This window comes from Solibacillus sp. NPDC093137, assembly GCF_050280445.1.
In the GTDB taxonomy this organism is placed as follows: Bacteria; Bacillota; Bacilli; order Bacillales_A; family Planococcaceae; genus Solibacillus; species Solibacillus isronensis_B.
Genome location: NZ_JBNNVH010000001.1, coordinates 668,570 through 688,312, shown reverse-complemented (window position 1 = coordinate 688,312; position 19,743 = coordinate 668,570). Strand labels below are relative to the sequence as shown.

Annotated in this window: 26 protein-coding genes; 4 read left to right on the top strand and 22 right to left on the bottom strand. The window is 36.4% G+C overall.

The annotated features are described in order from the left end of the window. Positions 1 to 103 precede the first annotated feature (103 nt). The 6 genes from ACQKN3_RS03570 to ACQKN3_RS03545 form a co-directional block, all read right to left on the bottom strand. Positions 104 to 493 carry a DUF2500 domain-containing protein gene (locus tag ACQKN3_RS03570; RefSeq protein WP_427709430.1) on the bottom strand — a complete coding sequence of 130 codons (390 nt, stop codon included), beginning with the start codon at positions 491 to 493 and terminating at the stop codon, positions 104 to 106. A 180-nt stretch (positions 494 to 673) separates the two neighbouring features. After that, positions 674 to 1,240, bottom strand: a complete 567-nt coding sequence (gene thpR / locus ACQKN3_RS03565) for an RNA 2',3'-cyclic phosphodiesterase (protein ID WP_427709428.1) — start codon at positions 1,238 to 1,240, stop codon at positions 674 to 676. 173 nt (positions 1,241 to 1,413) lie between these two features. Beyond that, positions 1,414 to 1,704, bottom strand: coding sequence for a hypothetical protein (locus tag ACQKN3_RS03560; protein WP_340718574.1), 291 nt, complete (start codon positions 1,702 to 1,704; stop codon positions 1,414 to 1,416). Positions 1,705 to 1,811: 107 nt separating this feature from the next. Beyond that, complete coding sequence (locus tag ACQKN3_RS03555) at positions 1,812 to 2,183, bottom strand: hypothetical protein (RefSeq protein WP_340718575.1); 372 nt, start codon at positions 2,181 to 2,183, stop codon at positions 1,812 to 1,814. Beyond that, positions 2,180 to 2,371 carry a helix-turn-helix transcriptional regulator gene (locus ACQKN3_RS03550; protein ID WP_413079630.1) on the bottom strand — a complete coding sequence of 64 codons (192 nt, stop codon included), beginning with the start codon at positions 2,369 to 2,371 and terminating at the stop codon, positions 2,180 to 2,182. Before ACQKN3_RS03550 ends, ACQKN3_RS03555 begins: the two co-directional genes overlap by 4 nt. A gap of 195 nt (positions 2,372 to 2,566) precedes the next feature. Continuing rightward, a complete protein-coding gene (locus ACQKN3_RS03545) occupies positions 2,567 to 3,049 on the bottom strand; it encodes a nucleoside deaminase (protein ID WP_427709426.1) in 483 nt (160 codons plus the stop codon). Positions 3,050 to 3,239: 190 nt separating this feature from the next. Here ACQKN3_RS03545 and pdxS point away from each other — a divergent pair, with 190 nt between their 5' ends. Both pdxS and pdxT read left to right on the top strand, forming a co-directional pair. Further along, positions 3,240 to 4,124 (top strand): pyridoxal 5'-phosphate synthase subunit PdxS, encoded by an 885-nt coding sequence (gene pdxS, locus ACQKN3_RS03540; protein WP_427709424.1) that lies wholly within the window; start codon positions 3,240 to 3,242, stop codon positions 4,122 to 4,124. Between the two features lies 1 nt (position 4,125). Beyond that, positions 4,126 to 4,713, top strand: coding sequence for a pyridoxal 5'-phosphate synthase glutaminase subunit PdxT (pdxT, locus tag ACQKN3_RS03535; RefSeq protein ID WP_427709422.1), 588 nt, complete (start codon positions 4,126 to 4,128; stop codon positions 4,711 to 4,713). A 42-nt stretch (positions 4,714 to 4,755) separates the two neighbouring features. Here pdxT and ACQKN3_RS03530 read toward each other — a convergent pair whose 3' ends face one another. Continuing rightward, complete coding sequence (locus tag ACQKN3_RS03530) at positions 4,756 to 6,015, bottom strand: S-layer homology domain-containing protein (RefSeq protein ID WP_427709420.1); 1,260 nt, start codon at positions 6,013 to 6,015, stop codon at positions 4,756 to 4,758. Between the two features lie 324 nt (positions 6,016 to 6,339). On the opposite strand from ACQKN3_RS03530, the gene ACQKN3_RS03525 reads away from it, so the two are divergent. Continuing rightward, positions 6,340 to 6,867: a DUF2179 domain-containing protein gene (locus ACQKN3_RS03525; RefSeq protein ID WP_427709418.1), complete on the top strand. Its 528-nt coding sequence runs from the start codon at positions 6,340 to 6,342 to the stop codon at positions 6,865 to 6,867. Positions 6,868 to 6,983: 116 nt separating this feature from the next. Here the strand turns inward: ACQKN3_RS03525 and hydA are convergent, their stop codons facing one another. The 7 genes from hydA to ACQKN3_RS03490 form a co-directional block, all read right to left on the bottom strand. Next, positions 6,984 to 8,408: a dihydropyrimidinase gene (gene hydA / locus ACQKN3_RS03520; RefSeq protein ID WP_339262137.1), complete on the bottom strand. Its 1,425-nt coding sequence runs from the start codon at positions 8,406 to 8,408 to the stop codon at positions 6,984 to 6,986. A gap of 31 nt (positions 8,409 to 8,439) precedes the next feature. Further along, positions 8,440 to 9,453 (bottom strand): NAD-dependent epimerase/dehydratase family protein, encoded by a 1,014-nt coding sequence (locus tag ACQKN3_RS03515; protein WP_427709416.1) that lies wholly within the window; start codon positions 9,451 to 9,453, stop codon positions 8,440 to 8,442. A gap of 28 nt (positions 9,454 to 9,481) precedes the next feature. Beyond that, positions 9,482 to 10,738, bottom strand: coding sequence for a M20 family metallo-hydrolase (locus tag ACQKN3_RS03510; RefSeq protein ID WP_427709414.1), 1,257 nt, complete (start codon positions 10,736 to 10,738; stop codon positions 9,482 to 9,484). A gap of 20 nt (positions 10,739 to 10,758) precedes the next feature. Further along, complete coding sequence (locus ACQKN3_RS03505; protein ID WP_427709412.1) at positions 10,759 to 11,814, bottom strand: ABC transporter substrate-binding protein; 1,056 nt, start codon at positions 11,812 to 11,814, stop codon at positions 10,759 to 10,761. A 23-nt stretch (positions 11,815 to 11,837) separates the two neighbouring features. Continuing rightward, positions 11,838 to 12,689 (bottom strand): ABC transporter permease, encoded by an 852-nt coding sequence (locus tag ACQKN3_RS03500; RefSeq protein ID WP_427709410.1) that lies wholly within the window; start codon positions 12,687 to 12,689, stop codon positions 11,838 to 11,840. Between the two features lie 11 nt (positions 12,690 to 12,700). Beyond that, positions 12,701 to 13,453 (bottom strand): ABC transporter ATP-binding protein, encoded by a 753-nt coding sequence (locus ACQKN3_RS03495; RefSeq protein WP_427709408.1) that lies wholly within the window; start codon positions 13,451 to 13,453, stop codon positions 12,701 to 12,703. A 129-nt stretch (positions 13,454 to 13,582) separates the two neighbouring features. Beyond that, complete coding sequence (locus tag ACQKN3_RS03490; protein ID WP_427709406.1) at positions 13,583 to 14,257, bottom strand: FadR/GntR family transcriptional regulator; 675 nt, start codon at positions 14,255 to 14,257, stop codon at positions 13,583 to 13,585. A gap of 205 nt (positions 14,258 to 14,462) precedes the next feature. Between ACQKN3_RS03490 and ACQKN3_RS03485 the strand changes: the two genes are divergently transcribed. Continuing rightward, entirely contained in the window at positions 14,463 to 14,777 is a 315-nt protein-coding gene (locus ACQKN3_RS03485; protein WP_079527314.1) for a MerR family transcriptional regulator, read from the top strand. 82 nt (positions 14,778 to 14,859) lie between these two features. Here the strand turns inward: ACQKN3_RS03485 and ACQKN3_RS03480 are convergent, their stop codons facing one another. The 8 genes from ACQKN3_RS03480 to ACQKN3_RS03445 form a co-directional block, all read right to left on the bottom strand. After that, on the bottom strand, positions 14,860 to 15,318 hold the full coding sequence (locus ACQKN3_RS03480; protein ID WP_427709403.1) for an NUDIX hydrolase: 459 nt from the start codon (positions 15,316 to 15,318) through the stop codon (positions 14,860 to 14,862). A 27-nt stretch (positions 15,319 to 15,345) separates the two neighbouring features. Beyond that, positions 15,346 to 15,759, bottom strand: a complete 414-nt coding sequence (locus ACQKN3_RS03475; RefSeq protein ID WP_427709401.1) for a C39 family peptidase — start codon at positions 15,757 to 15,759, stop codon at positions 15,346 to 15,348. Between the two features lie 420 nt (positions 15,760 to 16,179). After that, positions 16,180 to 16,836: a hypothetical protein gene (locus tag ACQKN3_RS03470; RefSeq protein ID WP_427709399.1), complete on the bottom strand. Its 657-nt coding sequence runs from the start codon at positions 16,834 to 16,836 to the stop codon at positions 16,180 to 16,182. A 213-nt stretch (positions 16,837 to 17,049) separates the two neighbouring features. Then, entirely contained in the window at positions 17,050 to 17,541 is a 492-nt protein-coding gene (locus tag ACQKN3_RS03465; RefSeq protein ID WP_427709397.1) for a fructose-bisphosphate aldolase, read from the bottom strand. A gap of 11 nt (positions 17,542 to 17,552) precedes the next feature. Beyond that, positions 17,553 to 18,005, bottom strand: coding sequence for a GNAT family N-acetyltransferase (locus ACQKN3_RS03460; RefSeq protein ID WP_014823579.1), 453 nt, complete (start codon positions 18,003 to 18,005; stop codon positions 17,553 to 17,555). 23 nt (positions 18,006 to 18,028) lie between these two features. Next, positions 18,029 to 18,208: a hypothetical protein gene (locus ACQKN3_RS03455; protein ID WP_427709395.1), complete on the bottom strand. Its 180-nt coding sequence runs from the start codon at positions 18,206 to 18,208 to the stop codon at positions 18,029 to 18,031. A 125-nt stretch (positions 18,209 to 18,333) separates the two neighbouring features. Further along, positions 18,334 to 19,206, bottom strand: a complete 873-nt coding sequence (locus ACQKN3_RS03450) for a pirin family protein (protein ID WP_427709393.1) — start codon at positions 19,204 to 19,206, stop codon at positions 18,334 to 18,336. Between the two features lie 67 nt (positions 19,207 to 19,273). Then, positions 19,274 to 19,696, bottom strand: coding sequence for a VOC family protein (locus ACQKN3_RS03445; RefSeq protein ID WP_427709391.1), 423 nt, complete (start codon positions 19,694 to 19,696; stop codon positions 19,274 to 19,276). Between the last annotated feature and the right edge of the window lie 47 nt (positions 19,697 to 19,743).

Sequence of the window (19,743 nt, the reverse complement as noted above, 5' to 3'; positions counted from 1 at the left end):
TACTTGCACAAATGATGGATAGCACATTACCACCAAAAAAGCGCTGATTCCAATACAGAATCGCGCTGTCTTTATATTGTTAGGCCTAGTGAAATTACGGGTGCTATACTCGAGTAAAGTCAAGATATCTTGTTCCTTGGAAAGTTAACTTGCCGATATCCCCTTCTGCAAGCATACCGTACTCCTTTCCCGAAACGTGAAACTCTGATCGGTCACCACTTTCGAACTCAAATGTAATAAAATAATTTGTAGAGGTACTGTGCGAGTGGTTGTTATTATCATGATGGTGATGGGTACGTCTCGTTACATTTGTACGTTTAACTTTTACGACGGCCGGAACTGTTAGCCGAGGTGAGTTCTCATTTTTCTTCCATTGCTTGAATCCACTGAATAGACCCCCAATTATTGAGATAAATATGATAATAAAAATAAGGGCGATGAATATTGGTCCAAAGTTGAATAACCAATCCCCACTTCCTGGCATGTCATACATGAAATTCCCCCCTTGCTATGATATTTAAATTATACGGATAAAATGGAAGAAAGTTTCAGACTGATGATTGAATCCCCGGCAACTTTACTTCAGCATAAATTCACTAATTAAAAACGAGTGCTGATTCTTATTAAGAATCGCACCCGCGCAGTAATACACTATAGAATTGAATGAAAACCATTATACTAATGAAAACGACACAACTGGTTCATATTTCGGTGTATTTTCCACATTTGATTTATATAGGACGATTTCATTTACTTCAAAAGATAAAGGCTTTTCTTTAAATGGGTTTTGTGTGGCTAAGTTGTCCACTATGAAATCTTCATTAGCTCCCCATTTTCGGGCCAATGTAATATGCGGATGATAAGGGCGTGTTTCTAACTTAAAACCTTCATCTAGACAAGTTTGATGAACAATTTCCTGAATTTTATATAAAGCATCTGATTCACTCACTGCCCCCCAAAATATACGAGGTGATTTTTGAGCTCCAAACACACCCAATCCTTTGATATCTAATTTAAAAGTTTTTTGATTCTCTATGGCCTCCCCAACCGATTCAATAACGGATGTTAGTTGCTTTGGTTTTACAGTACCAAGGAATGCAAGCGTTATATGATAATCATTTAAATCCACCCATCGCTTAAACTGGAATTTTGGTTTAATTCGTGTCAGTTCCTCATAAATGGATTGTTTTACCTCATCTGGAATCCGAACCGCACAAAAGTAGTGCGCCACTCTCTCCATATTCTTCACCTCTTCTATAACAGAATTGACATTATTAAAAAAACTAATACAAATACAATGATGATATGTAATTATATATCCAAAAGTTATCCAAAATCATTTATAAACTTGTCCGAAGAAAAGTAGAAATTAACAAAAATAAGCGCAGACCCTTGTACAGAATTGCGCTCATACTAGCAGATACTGGCTTCGATCACCTCAATTTCACCATTTTGATTTACGCTGTCTACCCCACGTTCACAGTTGCCTTTTATTTCCCACTCAATGTAGTATTTATTATTTTTTAATTTAACAGATATTATTTCAGTTTTACCATTATGGTTATAGTGATTATCTAAGACCAATAGTTCTGCTTCATCTTCTGTTATGACATTTTGAATAGATGAACAGCCTGCCAATACTAAGACTGCAATTAATAGATGACGTTCAAAATATATTTTCACCGCTTTATGATTTTGTTTCATTCCTTACCCCTTTTTTATATTTCACATAGATTTATGTAGGTCCTAAAAAAATAACGCGTTCTTTTTATTAAACTACGTCTGTTAATTTTCACATATGTAAAGATTCATTAAATCCGTTTCGAATAAAAAATCATCGTTAGAGGAATTGAGGTAACCATAATACAAAATAAAATCGTTAAAACTTCTGATGCAGTTAGAGTTTTAGCTAATGTAATAAATAGCAGTGTGATAGTTGCAAACAGCGTAAAATAGTTTGCTGTCATACTTTTACCTATAATTTCTTTTGTACGCTCATCTTTCGGAAACAAATGTGGCGATAAATAAGCCATCATTAATGAACTAGTTCCCAAGAAAAAGGTCATCATGCCTACTGGAAAATCGCCATTTGCAATATATGGGTAATTAATATATATACTTAATGGAATTATAATAATAGCTAAAAATAAATACCCCAGTTGATTTTTCCGAGCTTCTTTCATTCAATTTCCCCCTCATAAATAAATATATCTTCAATCTTACAATTAAAAATTTCTGCCAATTTAAATGCTAAAATTATCGACGGATTATATTTTTCTTTTTCCAGCGAAATAATAGTTTGTCTAGAGACAGAAAGTTTTTCTGCCAACTGGTCTTGTGTCATACTGCGCTGAGCCCGTAAAACCTTAATTTTGTTTTTAATAATAAATCCTCCTAATATGTAAAGTAAGTTTTACTTAAAGTAAAGTTTACTTTACACATTATCAAATTGCAAGTCACCAAAAAGTTATTTCTTCCAATTTCAACTTCAAAATAAAAACAAGCGCCGATTCTTAAAACAGAATCGCGCTCGCTTGGCTTCATATCAACCATCTACATATTTTATTCATGATTTTATTTCGTGAAACTGACGATGAAGTTGATGGACTTCCTCCGCTAACTCAGGAACAGGACCATCTATAATTGCATCATTAATAACTTCTTGAATAGACAAATTGCGTACACGGGAAGGAGCTTGGCCGAATTCTGCTAGCCACTTTGCCAACTGTTTAGATGAACTTGCATAAACAATCCGCCCTAAACCTACCCAACCATGAGCAGCGGCGCACATCGGACAATGTTCCCCGGAAGTATATACTGTCGCATTGATTCTTTCTTCAGGTTCCATATTATTCGCTGCCCATCGCGCTATCGCAAACTCGGGATGCTGTGTATGGTCACCGCCTGCCACATGATTATGATCCTCAAAAAGCACTTCTCCCTCAGCGGAAACAAGTACTGATCCAAATGGCTCGTCACCTTTCTCTAAGGCAGTTTTTGCTAATTCTACACAACGTTGTAAGTGCTTTAAATCTAAATTATTTATCATATTAGTATCCTCCTTATCCTGTAAGTAGAAACCTTTTCACCCATCATTATAACAGAACTATCAGATTATTTTAGGTATAAGTTTTGATGTATCATTGTAACTGACCTTATAATTTTATTTAAAATTGACTATTTTAACATGGTCAATTTTCATTATACTAAGAGTTATTACAGGAATGGAGGTTATTTACATGGTACAAGTTGGAACAGATCGAGTAAAACGAGGAATGGCAGAAATGCAAAAGGGCGGCGTTATTATGGATGTCATTAACGCGGAACAAGCAAAAATTGCGGAAGCTGCAGGTGCAGTAGCAGTGATGGCGCTGGAACGTGTGCCTTCCGATATTCGGAAAGCTGGCGGTGTTGCCCGTATGGCTGATCCACGGATTGTGGAGGAAGTGATGAATGCCGTAACGATTCCTGTTATGGCAAAAGCACGAATTGGTCACATTGTAGAAGCACGTGTATTAGAGTCAATGGGTGTGGATTATATCGATGAAAGTGAAGTTTTAACACCGGCTGATGAAGAATTCCATTTACTTAAGAGTGATTATACAGTGCCCTTTGTTTGTGGCTGCCGTGACTTAGGAGAAGCAGCTCGACGTATTGGTGAAGGGGCTTCTATGCTCCGTACGAAAGGTGAACCAGGTACAGGCAACATTGTAGAAGCAGTTCGTCATCTTCGAAAAGTTAACGCTCAAGTACGCCGTGTTGTTGGAATGAATGTGGATGAATTAATGACAGAGGCTAAAAACTTAGGTGCGCCATTTGAATTACTATTGGAAATTAAGCGTTTAGGTCGTTTACCTATTGTGAATTTTGCCGCGGGTGGTGTGGCAACTCCTGCAGATGCCGCGTTAATGATGGAGCTTGGTGCAGATGGTGTGTTTGTTGGTTCCGGTATATTTAAATCAGAGAATCCCGAAAAATTTGCGCGTGCCATTGTGGAAGCAACAACGCATTATACAGACTACAAACTGATTGCTGAAATCTCAAAGGAACTTGGAACGCCGATGAAAGGAATTGAAATAGCTACCCTGAATGTTAATGAACGTATGCAGGAGCGTGGCTGGTAGTATGGCAAAAATAGGAGTGCTTGCATTACAAGGTGCGGTAAAAGAGCATATTCAACAAATTGAAACTCTTGGTCATGATGCTGTTGCAGTAAAAACATGCGATGACTTACGTGGTGTTGACGGTCTAATTTTACCTGGTGGAGAAAGTACGACAATCGGTAAAATGTTAGAACGAAATGACATGGTAGAACCAATAAAAACATTGGCACAACAAGGTGTTCCAATGTTCGGGACATGTGCAGGTCTTATACTATTGGCCAAAAATATTAAGAATTCCAATCCCCCTCACCTCGGTTTAATGGAATTGGAAGTAGAAAGAAATTCTTTCGGTCGACAAATAGACAGCTTTGAAGTTCCATTATCTATTCCATCAATTGGTGATGAAATAACAGCAGTTTTTATTAGAGCTCCACATATTGTATCGGTCGGTGAACATGTTGAAATACTTGCTACATATGAAGAACGGATTGTACTAGCTAGAGATGGGCAATTTTTAGGGTGCTCTTTTCACCCCGAACTGACCGATGATGTACGGATACTAGAATATTTTATCGGTATGGTAAATGAATTTATTAAGGTCTCTAGATAAAACAAAAAGAAGCACAATACTGTGCTTCTTTTACTTGCTGGATTATTTGTTCAAGCCTTTTTCATGTATCCGATAAATCATAGCTGCCATATGTGCCCTTGTTGTCGGATTATTTGGACCAAAACGGCTAGCGGTATAGCCAGCCATAATTCCTTCTTGTTTCATCGTTTCAATCGCAAGAGATGCCCAAAAATTTTGGTCCACATCTTTAAATGAATTTACACCTTTGTTCGCAGATTGGCTATAAAATTCTGCATTATAGAAAATTTGAGCCATTTGCGCCCTTGTTAAAGACGTATTAGGTGAAAAACGTCCATCACCGATGCCGTTGATTATTTTATGTTGCGCTACTAAACGAATTGAGTCTGATGCCCAAAAGCTCTTTTCCACATCACTGAATGAAATATCTTTATTTGTTGTAGTCAGCGCTAAAAAATTACTTATAATAGCTGCTGCTTGAGCTCTTGTTATCGATTGATTCGGTTTATATGTACCATCTGGATAGCCGGAGATCCAGCCTTTTTCAGTTAAGAATAGAATCTGTTGTTCGGCCCAATGCCCACCTATGTCTTTTAAATTTCTATCATCAAATTGATATAAATCACGTTCGTCCATGATGGCGCCTACTTTATTTCGATAGTATGCCCCACCCAAATGGATATAGCCGGCGTTGGCAATGTCGAACAAATATTCTTTAGATGCTCGCTCATAACTCCATCCTTTTTTCAATCTTTCTTCGTAATTGTTTTTTGCGAACCGATATCTATCGTTTAACAGTAAGTTTCCTGCCAAATAATCGACCGCTTCTTTATAGGTACTAAAAGCCCGATACCAGTTATCCCTTCTTTTGCTTTCATCGTATATTTTACGGTCTTGTCCGTAATCAGTAAGTACAGGAACCGGTTCATAATCTTCATCAGGTTGTCCCTTCAACTGCCAGGCATTCTTCGGATTATATCCCCAAACCTTTATTCCGAAAAGGTTATTTGCATTCATTGCTATTCTTGTTGTTCCAAAGCCGCTTTCCAAAGCAGCCATTCCAATAATGGCACTAGCAGGGATTCCCCACTTTTCAGTTGCTTTCATCGCATATGTAGATATTTCATCAATAAAGTCTTCCTTCATTTTAGTTGAAGGAAATTCGTATGTTGATAAGTAAGCGTTACTGTTTCTTCCAGACTTTTCATCTTCAAAAGGGAGAAGATTAACGCCTTTAGCACTCGTGGTCAATGAGCTGCAATTTAAAACTAGTATAAAAATTGATAGTGATAGTAATGCTCGGATTGATTTCGCCAAATTCATAACTCCTTAAATATTCAAATAATAATCTCAGATACTTCCATCATAGCAGTTTTTTATTAGAATTATTGTATAATATATCATTTTATTAATACTAATTGATGGGTATATTTCCGAACTTTACCTATATTAAACCCCCTTTCCAAAACAAAAAACCATCATTCATCTTGATGGATAAATGATGGTTAGAAAGAATCAATTTTATAACAGCAATTGATTCTCACTTCTTTTTATAGCATTAACTCAAATAATTAATAAGAATATAAATTTCATATTAGGGTAGAAGTAGAAAAGTAAAGTAAATTTTTAAATGAAAGAGGGGATTTTATGCAGGAAATAATCCTAATTCTGGTCATACAGCTCGTTTACGTGCCGTTAATGACATTGCGTACAATTTTTTTAGTTAAAGATATGAGGCTTCTTGCTTCCATTTTCGGGTTTTTAGAAATTCTTATTAATGTATTTGCACTTTCAATTATTTTTAATGGGGATCAGAACATCATACCGATGCTTGTATATGCACTTGGTTTCAGTTTAGGGATACCAATAGGAACAATGATTGAAAACAAGCTGGCTATTGGTTTTGTATCTGTTACAATCAATACGCAGCAAAAAAATCAGGAATTGATCGAAACATTAAGAAACAGCGGCTTTGCCATCACGACATCTGTCAGTGAAGGTCGTGACAGTGAACGTTATAAATATGAAATTCTCGCTAAACGAAACCGAGAAAAAGAATTATTCGCCCTTGTCGAATCAATTGAACCAAAGGCATTTATCATTTCATATGAGCCAAAATCATTCAAAGGCGGTTTCTTAGTCGATCGTATGCGTAAATTTAAGCTTCGTCGTTAAAATAAAAATGAGCTAGATTCAATGATTCTAGCTCATTTTTTATGTTTTTTTAATTTTGTAGTTTCTTTAAATATTCTATAATGGTCATAAATTGGGAGAACACACGCTTTAACCTTTTATAGTACGCTTTCTAACTCCCCTTTCTTTTCAAAACCTTCATAGCATAAGCCGTATGGTTTCCCAGGGATAAACGTCCCTTGACCTAAGCATCCAACATATTTGCCATCTTCAACGGCTAATTGACCACGCAAGAATACTTTGTCCACCTTCCCTTCTTGTTTAAGCCCTTCGTAAATATTGAAATCTACTCCTTGTAAGCTTGTTTCATTCGAGATAATTGAAACAGGCGTAGGGTCGTAAACTACAATATCAGCATCAAACCCAACTCCAATATGGCCTTTACGGTGGGCAATACCATTTATTTTCGCTGGGGTTGTTGCATATAAGTCTACTAAACGTTGACGAGAAATCTTGCCGGTATTTACACCATATGTCCATAATATTCCGAGACGGTTTTCAACACCTGGCGAACCATTTGGGATGTTTGTGAAATCATCAATCCCCATTGTCTTTTGCTTCTCCCAGTTAAATCCGCAATGATCAGAGCTAACAGCATTTAACCAGCCTTTATTAATGGCATTCCATAATGCTTCACGGTCTTCTTCTTCACGTAGTGCTGGTGAGCAGACATATTTTGCACCTTCAAAATTAGGACGGGCTAAATCTTCTTTGTCTAACATTAAATAATGGGTACACGTTTCACCATATACCGGTGTTCCTTTGATGTACGCATCCCGAATGACTTCCATGACTTCTTTTGCCGTTACGTGAACAATATATACAGGTGCACCAGCTAAATTCGCTAAATGAATGACACGCTGCGTAGCCTCTACTTCAACAAGTGTCGGTCTTGAAAGTGCATGATAATAAGGATCCGTTAAACCTTTTGCTAAATATTCCTGTTGAAGAATATCGATAACATCTGCATTTTCTGCGTGAATCATTACTGTTACACCGACATCTTTAGCCGCTTTTAATGCTTTAAAGATGGCTTCATCATCACTATGAAATGGTAAGCCTTTATACGCCATAAATAGTTTTAATGTTGGTAGCCCTTTGTCTACTAAGCTTGGAATTTCTTTAAAGAGTTCGTCGGAAGGTTCGCAAACAATTCCATGGAACGAATAATCGACCATTGCGACATCTTTTACCTCATCTTCTTCATATTCAAAAATAGTTTCGGCAATGCCCTTGCCTGGTGCTTGGTTCACGAATTCGATAACTGTAGTAGTACCTCCTACAATTGCTGCGTTACTAGTATCGAAGCCTTGTACGCGTGCACCTTTATAATCAAAAGAATAGTGGACGTGCTGATCGACTCCTCCCGGTAAGACATACTTTCCTGAAACATCTATAACCTGGTCTGCTTCAAGTGAAAGATTTTGACCAATTGCCGCAATTTTTTCATCTTCAATTAAAATATCTCCTACATATTCATCTGTACTTGTTACAATAATCCCGTTCTTTAATAAAATACTCATACATTACGCCTCCCAGTGTTCTTTAATTTTATTATTTGTTCACCATTTGTTGATCTGCAGGTATCGACCAGAATAATGACGTTTGTGCCAACCAATCCATATAGTTTTCAAATGCTTCATCTAAACTGTACTGCGGTGTGTAACCTTCTGCTTTCAAACGATCAACTGCTAATTGCTGAATGTCTCGTTCACCGAAATAATCTACATTCCATAACTTTGAATCTTCCTGTAATTGATAGTTAAAGTCCGGAAATTTCCGTTTCAAAAGCTCACACCAATCTACGATGCTCCATAACTGGCCAGAGCCAATATTATATATATCTTCTTTTAGCTCCTTAACTTGTATTAAGTGATAAATAGCTGCAGCAACGTCCTTACTATAAATCCAGTCTCGTACGCCTGGTCTTGGTAGATGAATCGTTGTTTTTTCATAAGCTGCTTTAGTCACTTGAAATGGTACGGATAACGTTTGACGTAATCCCGTATAATGCTCCCAAGCCCCGTATACGTAGCCTAACCGGCAAACGGTCAATGGTAAATCGTATAGGGTTTTATAGCGAAGGGCTAAACGCTCCCCCGCATATTTTGTTATTTCATATAAATTGACTGGTAATGGAATTGATTTCTTCTCATCTAGTAACGGATCGATATAACCCGTCTCACCATAAACGGTACAGGAACTAATATAGAAAAACTTTTCAATTCCTACTTTTTTAGCTGCTTCTAATACTGATAGCGTACCGTTGTAATTAATAGAAGAAATTTTTGAAAATGATTTCATTTCATGTTCAATATCCGGAGTGATAGCAGCTGCATGAATCAAGCTTTTAATGTTGAATTGATTCAGCGTTTGTATGAGTGTATCTCCATTTAAAATATCTCCTTCAATATAGAAATAATGGCCTGCTTTACTTTGAAATAATGTTTCCGCTTCTGCTGGAACAGGTGTAAGTGAATAATTCACTACATCCATTCCAGCACCCAAAATCTTTTCTATAATATTTATTCCTACAAAACCTGAACCACCTGTAATTAAAACTGTCATCTGCCACCCCTCCTGCCACTTAAACGTATTATTGTGGAACTAATTCAGCAATTTTAGATGCAATATTTATAGCCGATTGATATAGCAATTCTGTGCCCAATGCTAAATCTTCATAGCTTGCATATTCAGCAGGGTTATGGCTGATGCCATCTTTACAACGGACAAAAATCATTCCTACATCACAAATACTTGCCATGACAGTTGCATCATGGAATGGACCACTCATCATAATTGGACAGTCCAGACCAAGTTGCTCACTTTCTTCTTTAATAGCAGCTTGAATCCAGTCTGCGATGGTTACCGGCGATTGATTTGTATCTTCTACTATCGAAGAAGATACATTATATTCGGCTGCTACTTCATTAATCATCATACGTATCTGTTCTTCATAAGCATTACGACGTTCTAAATCTATATCCCGCAAGTCGATTGTAAATTCCACTTTTTCAGGAATAATATTTGGTGAATCCGGGAATACGCGGATACTGCCTACTGTTGCTACGGTTGGTACGTCCTCTTGAGCCCTTACAATTCTATTAATTTCTGTAACCATTTTAGAAGCTGCCAATAAAGCGTCCTGGCGCATATTCATCGGTACAGAACCTGCATGTCCAGCAAAACCTTCTACTTCAACAGTTAACCAAAGTGGACCTGCGATTCCTTTTACAATTCCAATCGGCTTATTATTTACATCTAAATATGGGCCTTGTTCAATATGAAGCTCTAAAAATGCACCTACTGCCCCTTTTGGATAAACAGATGCTTCTAATTTATCCGGATCACAACCGAAGTCGATTAATGCTTGACGTCTTGTAATTCCTTGTTTATCTGTTCGTTCGAGCTCACCTTCTTCAAAAAGACCTGCGATTCCTCGCGATCCAAATAGCCCCTTCTTAAAACGCCAGCTTTCTTCATCTGCAAATGAGATCACTTCAATCGGAACTTCCGGCTGAATTCCTTTATCAACCATAGTCAGTAATACTTCAACTCCAGCTAACACACCAGATGTGCCGTCAAAACGACCTCCATAAGGTTGTGAATCTAAGTGTGATCCCATCACTAACGCCGGTGCATGAGGGTTTTTCCCTTCCAATCGACCAATTAAATTACCAAAGTTATCAACATGTACACTAATACCTGCTTTTTCCAACCAATCCGTAACTGTCTCAAACGTCTGCTTTTCTTCTGGGCTTAACGTAGCTCGGCAAAGCCCTGTTTGGCCGATTTTTCCAAACTCTGAAACTACTTCAAACATATTTTCTAAACGTTTTTTATTAATCTCCATTTAATATCCCACCTTCAGTTTTATTTTAAAGCGTCTGCTGTAATTAACTCAGGGAACACTTCTTTTAATAAAGTAAAGTCATGATATGATTCGACATCAGGTTTCTTAGGAATGTTGCCAACACTTAAGAAGTAATCCATGATCCCTTCACTGTTACTGTCATTCCAGTACGTATTGTCTACTTCCATTGAATAGAAGTTACGGTTCATGATTTCTGATAACTCTTCTTCTGTTAGACGTAATTCAGGTGATAAGATTTTTACAGCCTCTTCACGATTGTCATTAATGAAGTCTGTCCCTTTTTTCAGTGCACGAATTAAAGCCTTAATTGTGTTTGGATTTTTTTCTAAGAAATCATCAGTTGCAATTAATGTTGAGTGAACACTTAACCAGTTCACTTCACCTTGTTTTTCAGGTAAATTACTTTGACGTCCACTTAAAATAAATTCTCCACCTGCTTGAGTACCTTTAGTAATAAATGGTTCCCACGCAGCTAATGCATCAATATCACCTCGTTGTAATGCAACTAAACCGTCACTTGGTGCTAAGTTGATGTAATCGATTTTACTGACATCTACACCTAATTCTTCACCCATACTATTTATTGCGTAATAAACTTCAGCACCATTAGGCATCCCTACTTTTAATCCTTCTAAGTCTTTTGCACTTTCTAATTTCAAACCAGGTCGGCTTACCATCGCTTGTGTACCAGCCATTTGGTCTAATACCGCAACTACTTTTACATTTACATCTGAAGCTGTGATTGTTAATGGTAAAAAGTTAGACATTAAACTAATCGGTGCACTTCCACCAGCAATCATTGACCCCATTTCAGGACCATTTTCGATTAAATGGTTCTTAACTTTTACACCCTCTGCTTCAAAATAACCTTGTTTTTCGGCAATAATTTGAGCTGCTGAAATTTGAGCGTCACGTACCCCCATCAACGTCAACTCTTTTTTTTCAACCTCTGCGCCTTTAGCTGAGCTACTTGAAACTTCCTCTTTTTCATTTCCACAAGCTACTAGCAACATTGTTAAGATTAATAAAGTAAAGATATGTTTAAATTTCTTCATCATTACCCCTCCTAGGTCAATTCTTATTTTTCAATGGCAGCATGTGCTCCACCTTTACGCCAGAATAAAATTCTATTTTTAAATTTGCGCAATAAGTAGGCAAATAAACTGTACTCTAAACCGATTAATACAATAGCGACAAACATATTCGAAATTTTGAAGTAATTTCGGGCGTCAACAATTATATAACCTAAACCACTCTCAGCTCCCATCATTTCAGAAACTACCAACGCGGAAAACGATAAGCCTAAACTTACTTCAACCCCTACAAGAATACTTGGAATCGCTGCTGGGATTATTACCCGAGTAAATATTTGTTTCTGACTAGCACCTAAACTTAAAGCTGATCGTACTAGCGTAGAGTTCACTGACTTTAATCCGTCTAGCGTATATACTAAAACTGGAATAAATGTTGACCAAGCAATTAATAGCACTTTAGGAAACTCGCCAATACCAAACCAGATAATGAATAGTGGCAACAAAGCTAATGCAGGAATCGGCCCTACTAAATTGATAATAGGTGCAATCCACGTTTCAACGAACTTGAAGCGTACCATTACAACACCCATTGCAATAGCAGCCATAACACCGATTGAAAAACCAACGATGATACGAAGCGTACTCGAAATAATACTGCTCGTAAGCATTCCTGTTTGTGCAAGTGCGTAACCATCAGCAACTACTAAAGTTGGAGGCGGTAAAAATACGGGGTTAAACCAAGCAAAATTCTGATTTAAGCGTCCAAATAATTCCCAAACAATAAAGAACGCTACGATTGGTAAAAGTGCTTTTAAGGCAACCTTTGCATTAAAACTCTTTAACTTCACACTCTTTTTTTCGCGTGGTAAACTTTCAGTTAATGCTGCATCTTTCATATGCTTCCCTCCTAATCTCGTATTACTTGACTTACATCCACTTCATCCATCAGCAATCCTTCAATTTCTGTCATCAATTCCGAAAAACGAGGATGATTGTAAGTACGAGGATGCTCAATACCCACATCGTAAACTTTAGCAATTTGACCTTTTTTCATAACAACAACTCTGTCCCCTAAATGAATTGCTTCGCTAATGCTATGAGTAACGAAAATCACCATCGGCTTAAGCTCTTGGCAAATTTTCAATAATTCTTTACGCATCGTATCCCTCGTTAAAATGTCCAATGCTCCAAAAGGCTCGTCCATCAATAATATTTCTGGTCCGCTTGCGAGAGCACGAGCAATTCCTACTCGTTGTTTCATCCCACCCGAAAGCTCATCTGGATAATGGTTGGCATAATCTTTTAAACCAATCATATTGAGATACTGCTCCGCTAATACTTCTGCTTCTTTTTCAGGCATCCCTTGTACCGTTAAACCAAAGGCAATATTCGTTAACACGTCATACCAGGGAAATAAAGCATGATCTTGGAAAACAACTCCTCTTGATTTATTAGGACCTGTTATGTCTACTCCATCAACTTGTAACACCCCGGAATCAGCTTTCAAAAAACCTGCAATTAAATTTAAAAGTGTCGATTTCCCACATCCACTATGTCCTAGTACACATATGATTTCACTAGGCTTAACTGTAAGATTGATATCATTCAAAACCTTTTTAGCTCCGAATGATTTATTAATGCTTTCTACAACCAACTGCATAACATCATCCACCCTTCTCACTTACTAGTCTGTTACATCATATTGTCTGACTTATTCACGGTAATGGATAAGCTATAAGAGTTATCAGCAATAAATCTTATAATCCGACTTATTGATTCTAGAAAACACTTATAACTTTTCCAGTAAACCTTTGACCTTTCGAAGATGTCTTTTCATATATATTTTGGCCAATTCAGGATCTTTCGAATTAATACTTTCGATAATCTTTCGATGTTCAACTAATACGTGTTCTAATCTACCAGGTAAATAAATCGTTCTTTCCTGCAAGCGATCCATTGTCCCTTTCAGTGATTTCACAATATTGAACATTACTTCATTACGACTCATCCGTGCTAAAGCTAAATGAAATGCAACGTCCGCTTCAGCTGCTTCTTCCGGATTGTTCTCCATCCATCCGAGTAAATTCTCAAGCTCTTGAACATCTTTAGGGCTTGCTCTTTCTGAAACTAGTTCTACAATCGCAACTTCTAAAATTTCACGTGTTTCCATCAAATCCAAGAGACTTTCTTCGTCAGATCGTGGCAAGTAGATATTAGCCATTTCTAAAATTGAAAGTTTTCGGATAACCGTACCACTTCGCTTTTTCCGATCAACAATTCCTTGAATCTCAAGAATTTGTAAAGCTTCTCTAAGGGAACTCCGACTCACCCCAAAGATCTTCGATAAATTTTCTTCAGACGGTAAAACTTCACCTGGTTGCAGGCTACCATTGATTAGTTTTTTTCGAATTTGTTCTACGATATTTTGGGAGATTTTTTCTACCGCTACACCTTCAAACTTCAACTTTATCACCTACTTCACTTTTCTAAAAAAGTATTAAGCTATGTATTGAATTTAAACGATTCACAATTCGAAAACATTAAATATGTCAGATTTTCTTACACACTTTTTCTAATTTTTCTAAATATTATTTATTTTTAGATTTTTTGTGTTATATTAAGTGACATATAATACTTTGCTTTTCTCTTATAAAAAGGAGGGATGTTATATGAAAGTAGACGATTCATTTAAGTATAAGAAAGTGATTAATATTGGTGTAGTTAGTGAATTAACGGGGCTTACCGAAAGAAAGATTAGGTATTACGAGGAAAGAAAACTTATATTTCCTGAGCGTAATGCTAGTGGAACACGGAAGTATTCCTTTCAAGATGTGGAAGTTCTAGTTGCTATCAGCAATGAAGTAGAGGACGGTGTCAGTACATTTGAAATCCGTCAAAATATTATTAAAAAAGAAAAAAGAGCCAAAAAAATTATGACTCAAGGGCAGGTGAATGCACATTTTAAGTTATATAAAAATAATTAAAAACAGTTGAGTGTGCAATGAATAGCAACACAATAAAGTAACTGGCAAAGTAACTAAGAAAACAAGCAGTATAATCCCTGTCTTATTTAGCTAGCTCATCTTTACTTGTTTTCTGTTTTAGTCCTTCTTTAACTGCCCAAATCTGGTGGGCATGTATTAAGAGATCCCGGGCTTTATCTGTCTCAATCCATTTTATAAAATGGTCGTCATCAATGGGATCTTGAATTTTATTTAATAATTGTGCGAAGTAGAAATAGCCATCATTTAGAATAGGCTTTTTTTTGGTTGAGAGAAAAAAGCACTTTGCGTTCCCTATAAAAGGGCCGATCACTACGTTATATCCTGTTTCTTCAAGTATTTCTCTTTCGAGGCATTGCAAATGGTTTTCATGATTTTCAATCCCGCCACCCGGCAAAAAGTAATCACCCCTTGAAGTTTGGACTGTCAAGACTTCATTCATTTTTGAATTAAATATAACGGCATAAACCCCTTTTCTTAATTCATAATTAAGGCCATTTAATTTTTCTCCAAATACTTTCACTATTTTCACCTACTGCTAATCGATTTGTTAGCTTGATTTTGCATCTACTGCTATATATGTATTGCTGTATGGAAGCGTGTGAATTCTCTTTACATCCCAAAGCATTTTAAACTCTTCAATCGGAACTTTTCGATTATAGTTCTGCTGTTCTCCTTCATCATTTACTAAATGACTCAATGATTCCGAAAGGTAAATGTACTCTTTGTCATACCCTACTACCGGAACAAAATGCAGATTTTTGAGTTCCTTCTGTACTTTAATAAAAACAATTACTGGCGTTCCTTTACTGACTTCGGACTTTAATGTATTTATACTACCTTTATAATAATTAGTCTTAAATCCATAATTTCTTAACACAGTACGTATCCCTTTTGGATATACATTGCCTGCTCTTGTTTTGTTGAGAAAATGCTTATATAACGCTTCACCTTCAGCATCCATACCAAAGTGACGCAGCAAGTACGCTGTTGAAAACGCCGCGCATTCCGTACCTTTTGGAAATCAATTCGATTCTCGTGCTGAATCATGTAGGTAGTCGGAAAATCCTTTTTTCGTATAACCGGTATCGGTAAAGTCATTAAATAAGTATTAATGAACATTGAGATAATTACCCATAATACAACTGAATTAATTATAATCATGTTACTCCCCCAATATATGACTGCAATGTGTAACTACTTTTCTCTTTTTATCTTCTCAGAGTGTGCCAATAGCACAATTACCTAGAAATTAAATCTTCTCGAACTAGAAATTGAGAAGCAGTTAAATACATTGAAAAAAAACATGAGGATTCTAATTAACACATTTCTCCATCTCATCTTTAACAGCATCCATTAAAGATAGTGAGTTACTATATTTGATTTAAATCGTGTGTAATAACGTTTTCATTCTCTCTTCAAAATCTGAATGTCCCCAATAAAGCATTGCATTTTCAATACCTTTTTCACCTGCTAAACGTTTTACTAAAAGATAAGCAATATAATAACCAATCCGACTGTAGCCAAAAGTTTGCCCCCCATTAATCGAGAACCATTCTTTAAATATTTCTGCTGATGTACTTTGAATTAAATCTTTTTGAAAAGCATTGATAATGGTTGCTATATTTTTTTCACAGAATGAAAGCCACTCCGGATCACGTTTATATGCAAAATAAATATCTTGGTCTACATTTACTACTAAAGTTGATAAAAAAGTCGCTACCCCCTCTTGCAATAGCCAGGTGAACGGGTTATACCATTGTATATCTTTTGCATCTATCCCATTATGTGTTGTGTAAAGATGATGGGCTGTATGGCCAAACTCATGTGCAATTATTACATTTAGTCCCTCTTCATACGGTTCAAACTTTTCAACACAAAAAGCAATATGAGGATCCATGGAACGATAAGTATAAGCATTCGAACCACCTAGACCGACAAAAATATAAACATCTTTTAAAAATATTATCGGAAACCGCTTTTCGTATTCCTTTGTAATATGAGGTGTTAGCGATTTTAATTTGTCTGTAATCCAATTCATTTGTTCAATCTTATTAGGATGGGCTTTTAACGCATTTTCAAGTTTCAGTTCTTTATTGTGACAATGGTTATCAAAGTAATAACTATAAATTTCAGGATGTTTGTTAAAATAATTTTCGTATTACTCTTTTGAAGATTCATATTGATTTAGAAATGTACTTGCCAGATCGTATATTTTCATGAAGATTTCTCCAATCATTTTTAAATATTACTATCAATTAAATTCAACTAAATCCCCGACTTTATATTCTTCTGTCGTGATTTCTCCATCGTTGTCTATGTTTACTTCAAAAATAATCGTGTTTAATGCCTCCTTCATTGACTCTTCATTTAATCCTTTAGAATAAAAGACAAATTCCTGAGCATGCTTTGCGACATTCTCACCCACATTATTTTGTTCACTACCGCCTCCAAACCAATAACGGTCAGTAGTATCAAATGAATCGATCGCATCTTTCCAACTATCGCTAAATGAAAATTCAACTTTCTGTCCAGCTACATTGTCTACTTCCACGTTGAATGTAAATTTCCTGAAATCATCTATTAGAGGATTTTTTAACTCATGAGTCCCGACACTTTCAAATTCACCCTCTGTCAACTGTGAAATTGCGGCTTCAATTGTTGTAATAGGTTCATCTTGGTTACTGCAAGCAGTCGTGATGTGCAAAATGGAAAACAAACAGAATAAAAACAATAATTTTTTCATCCTTATCCCCCTTATAAATCTTGCGATAACCTAATCATATCGATACACTGAATGCCATTCTCGTAAATTTCGTCTGAATAGTGCTTAATAAAATAGTTATGATCAACTGAAACGATTCGAAAACCGCATTTTTGATATAACACCAATTGCCCAATACTTGAATTTCCCGTACCAATTTCAATCGTTTTATACCCCTGTGTTTTGGCTATACGAATCGCATGACTTACTAATAATTTTCCGATTCCTTTTCCCTGATGATTTTCAGCTACTGCTACATTGACAATTTCCACAGTTTTCGGTCTTGTCGGCAACAGGACATAGACGCCAATAATTTTCTCTTTACTTACAGCTATAAAGCAATCGCCCTTTGCTATATAATATTCCACGATACTTCTTGAAGGGTCCGCCAGTAATAATAATTCCATTGGCACTTTTTCATGTTTTTCCAGCCTTTTAATCTCCACACTTATCCCCCTTTATTTCTCGGTTAGTTTTGTTTATCGCTATCCTTTTCTTCATTACTTAAGTTAGATTTTTCTTCCTCAATCATATACTTCTTTTTAATTAAAACTCCAAAAAGTTCCGAATAATTAATGCCATGCTTTACCGCCAGAAATACAACGATGTAAAGTAAAAACCCTAAAAAGGCAAATGATAATAAATCCATGTAATCCTCTCCTTATATTATAAATTTTACCATAATTGTAGAGTCGAACTTGATAAAATCAAAAAACCAGATGGCTAAATTCCATCCGGTTCATTATACTATTTGCTATTAATTGCTAATTAGTTTTACTTTTTCACAGCTGGTGGGCCAAATTCACCTAGCTGTAAATCACGGAATGCTTCTCTGATTTCTTCTTTTGAATTCATCACAAACGGTCCACCTAGAGCGACTTCTTCTCTAATTGGAACACCTGAATAAATCAAAACTTTAGACCGTGTTGATGCTTTAATTTTTAATTCGCTTGAATTTGCTTCTGAGCCATCTTCGTTAAATGAAATCGTTGCTGCTCCCGTTTTCGTTATTTTTGTCTTGCTTTCCCCAAATTCCATCTCTCCTGCCAACATAAACAGGAATGAATTATGGTTTTCGGGTAAAACATGAGTGTATTCAGCACCTTCACGAAGAGTAATTTCTGTCATCGTAATAGGAACTAAACTTTGCATAGGTCCTGTTACACCTGCAATATCCCCTGAATAAACTCGAACGAATCCGCCATCGATATTGACTACAGGTGCATCTTCAACAAAAATATTTTGATAAGACGTTTTTGTAGCCTTTAAACTTTTCGGCAGATTTAGCCATAGCTGCAATGTATGAATCAAGTCGTCCTCGAACGCTTCTTCTGCATGTCTAGCTGCCCAACCGGCATTCATATATTGGACATCCCCGGCATTTAAAATGCTGTAACCGCCAGCATTATCAATATGTTCTAGTCTGCCATCTACAACATATGTTACAGTTTGAAAGCCACGGTGTGGGTGATCAGAGAAAACGCCACGCTTATACCAATCTTCTGCCATTAAAATAAAAGGATCGAATTCAGCGTTTCGATCAGGGTGAAGAATGAATCCTTGTTGCACATGAGGATATCCATTTTTATTGTACTCTGGGTACCAAAAACTTTTAATATCTCTTTGAAAGACTGCATTAGTTGTCAATATTCTATTCCTCCCACCAAGGTTACTATGAAAATGTACTATTAAGTTGAAATCTTTCACTTAAAGTTTATCTCATTTTCTCAGCTAACTCTAAAGTTATGCCTTCTGGTCCCTGAACAAAGCATAATTTATATATATTATTGTAGTTTTGGATTTCACTAATTATTTCCGCGCCTTTCTTTTTCAATTTAACAACGACCGTTTCAATATCTTCAACGGCAAAGGCAATATGATTTTTTAAAGATTGCTGTATACTTTCTATCTCTGAGTCTGTATGAAACTTGACCAGCTCCAATTTTGCCTGGCCATCCGACATCCCTAAAAGGACAATGGTTGCTTTCACATCAGTAAACCCGATAATTCGCTCTGCCCATTTCCCATCCACTTCCCCTTCACCAAGCACTTCCAGCCCAAATTCGATGAAAAACTCTTTAACTGCAGTAAGATCGTTTACTATGATACCTACATGATCTATTCTATGAATTGCCAAACTTAGCCCTCCCATGGTCCTGTAACTTTCTATCTTTATAATTCTGC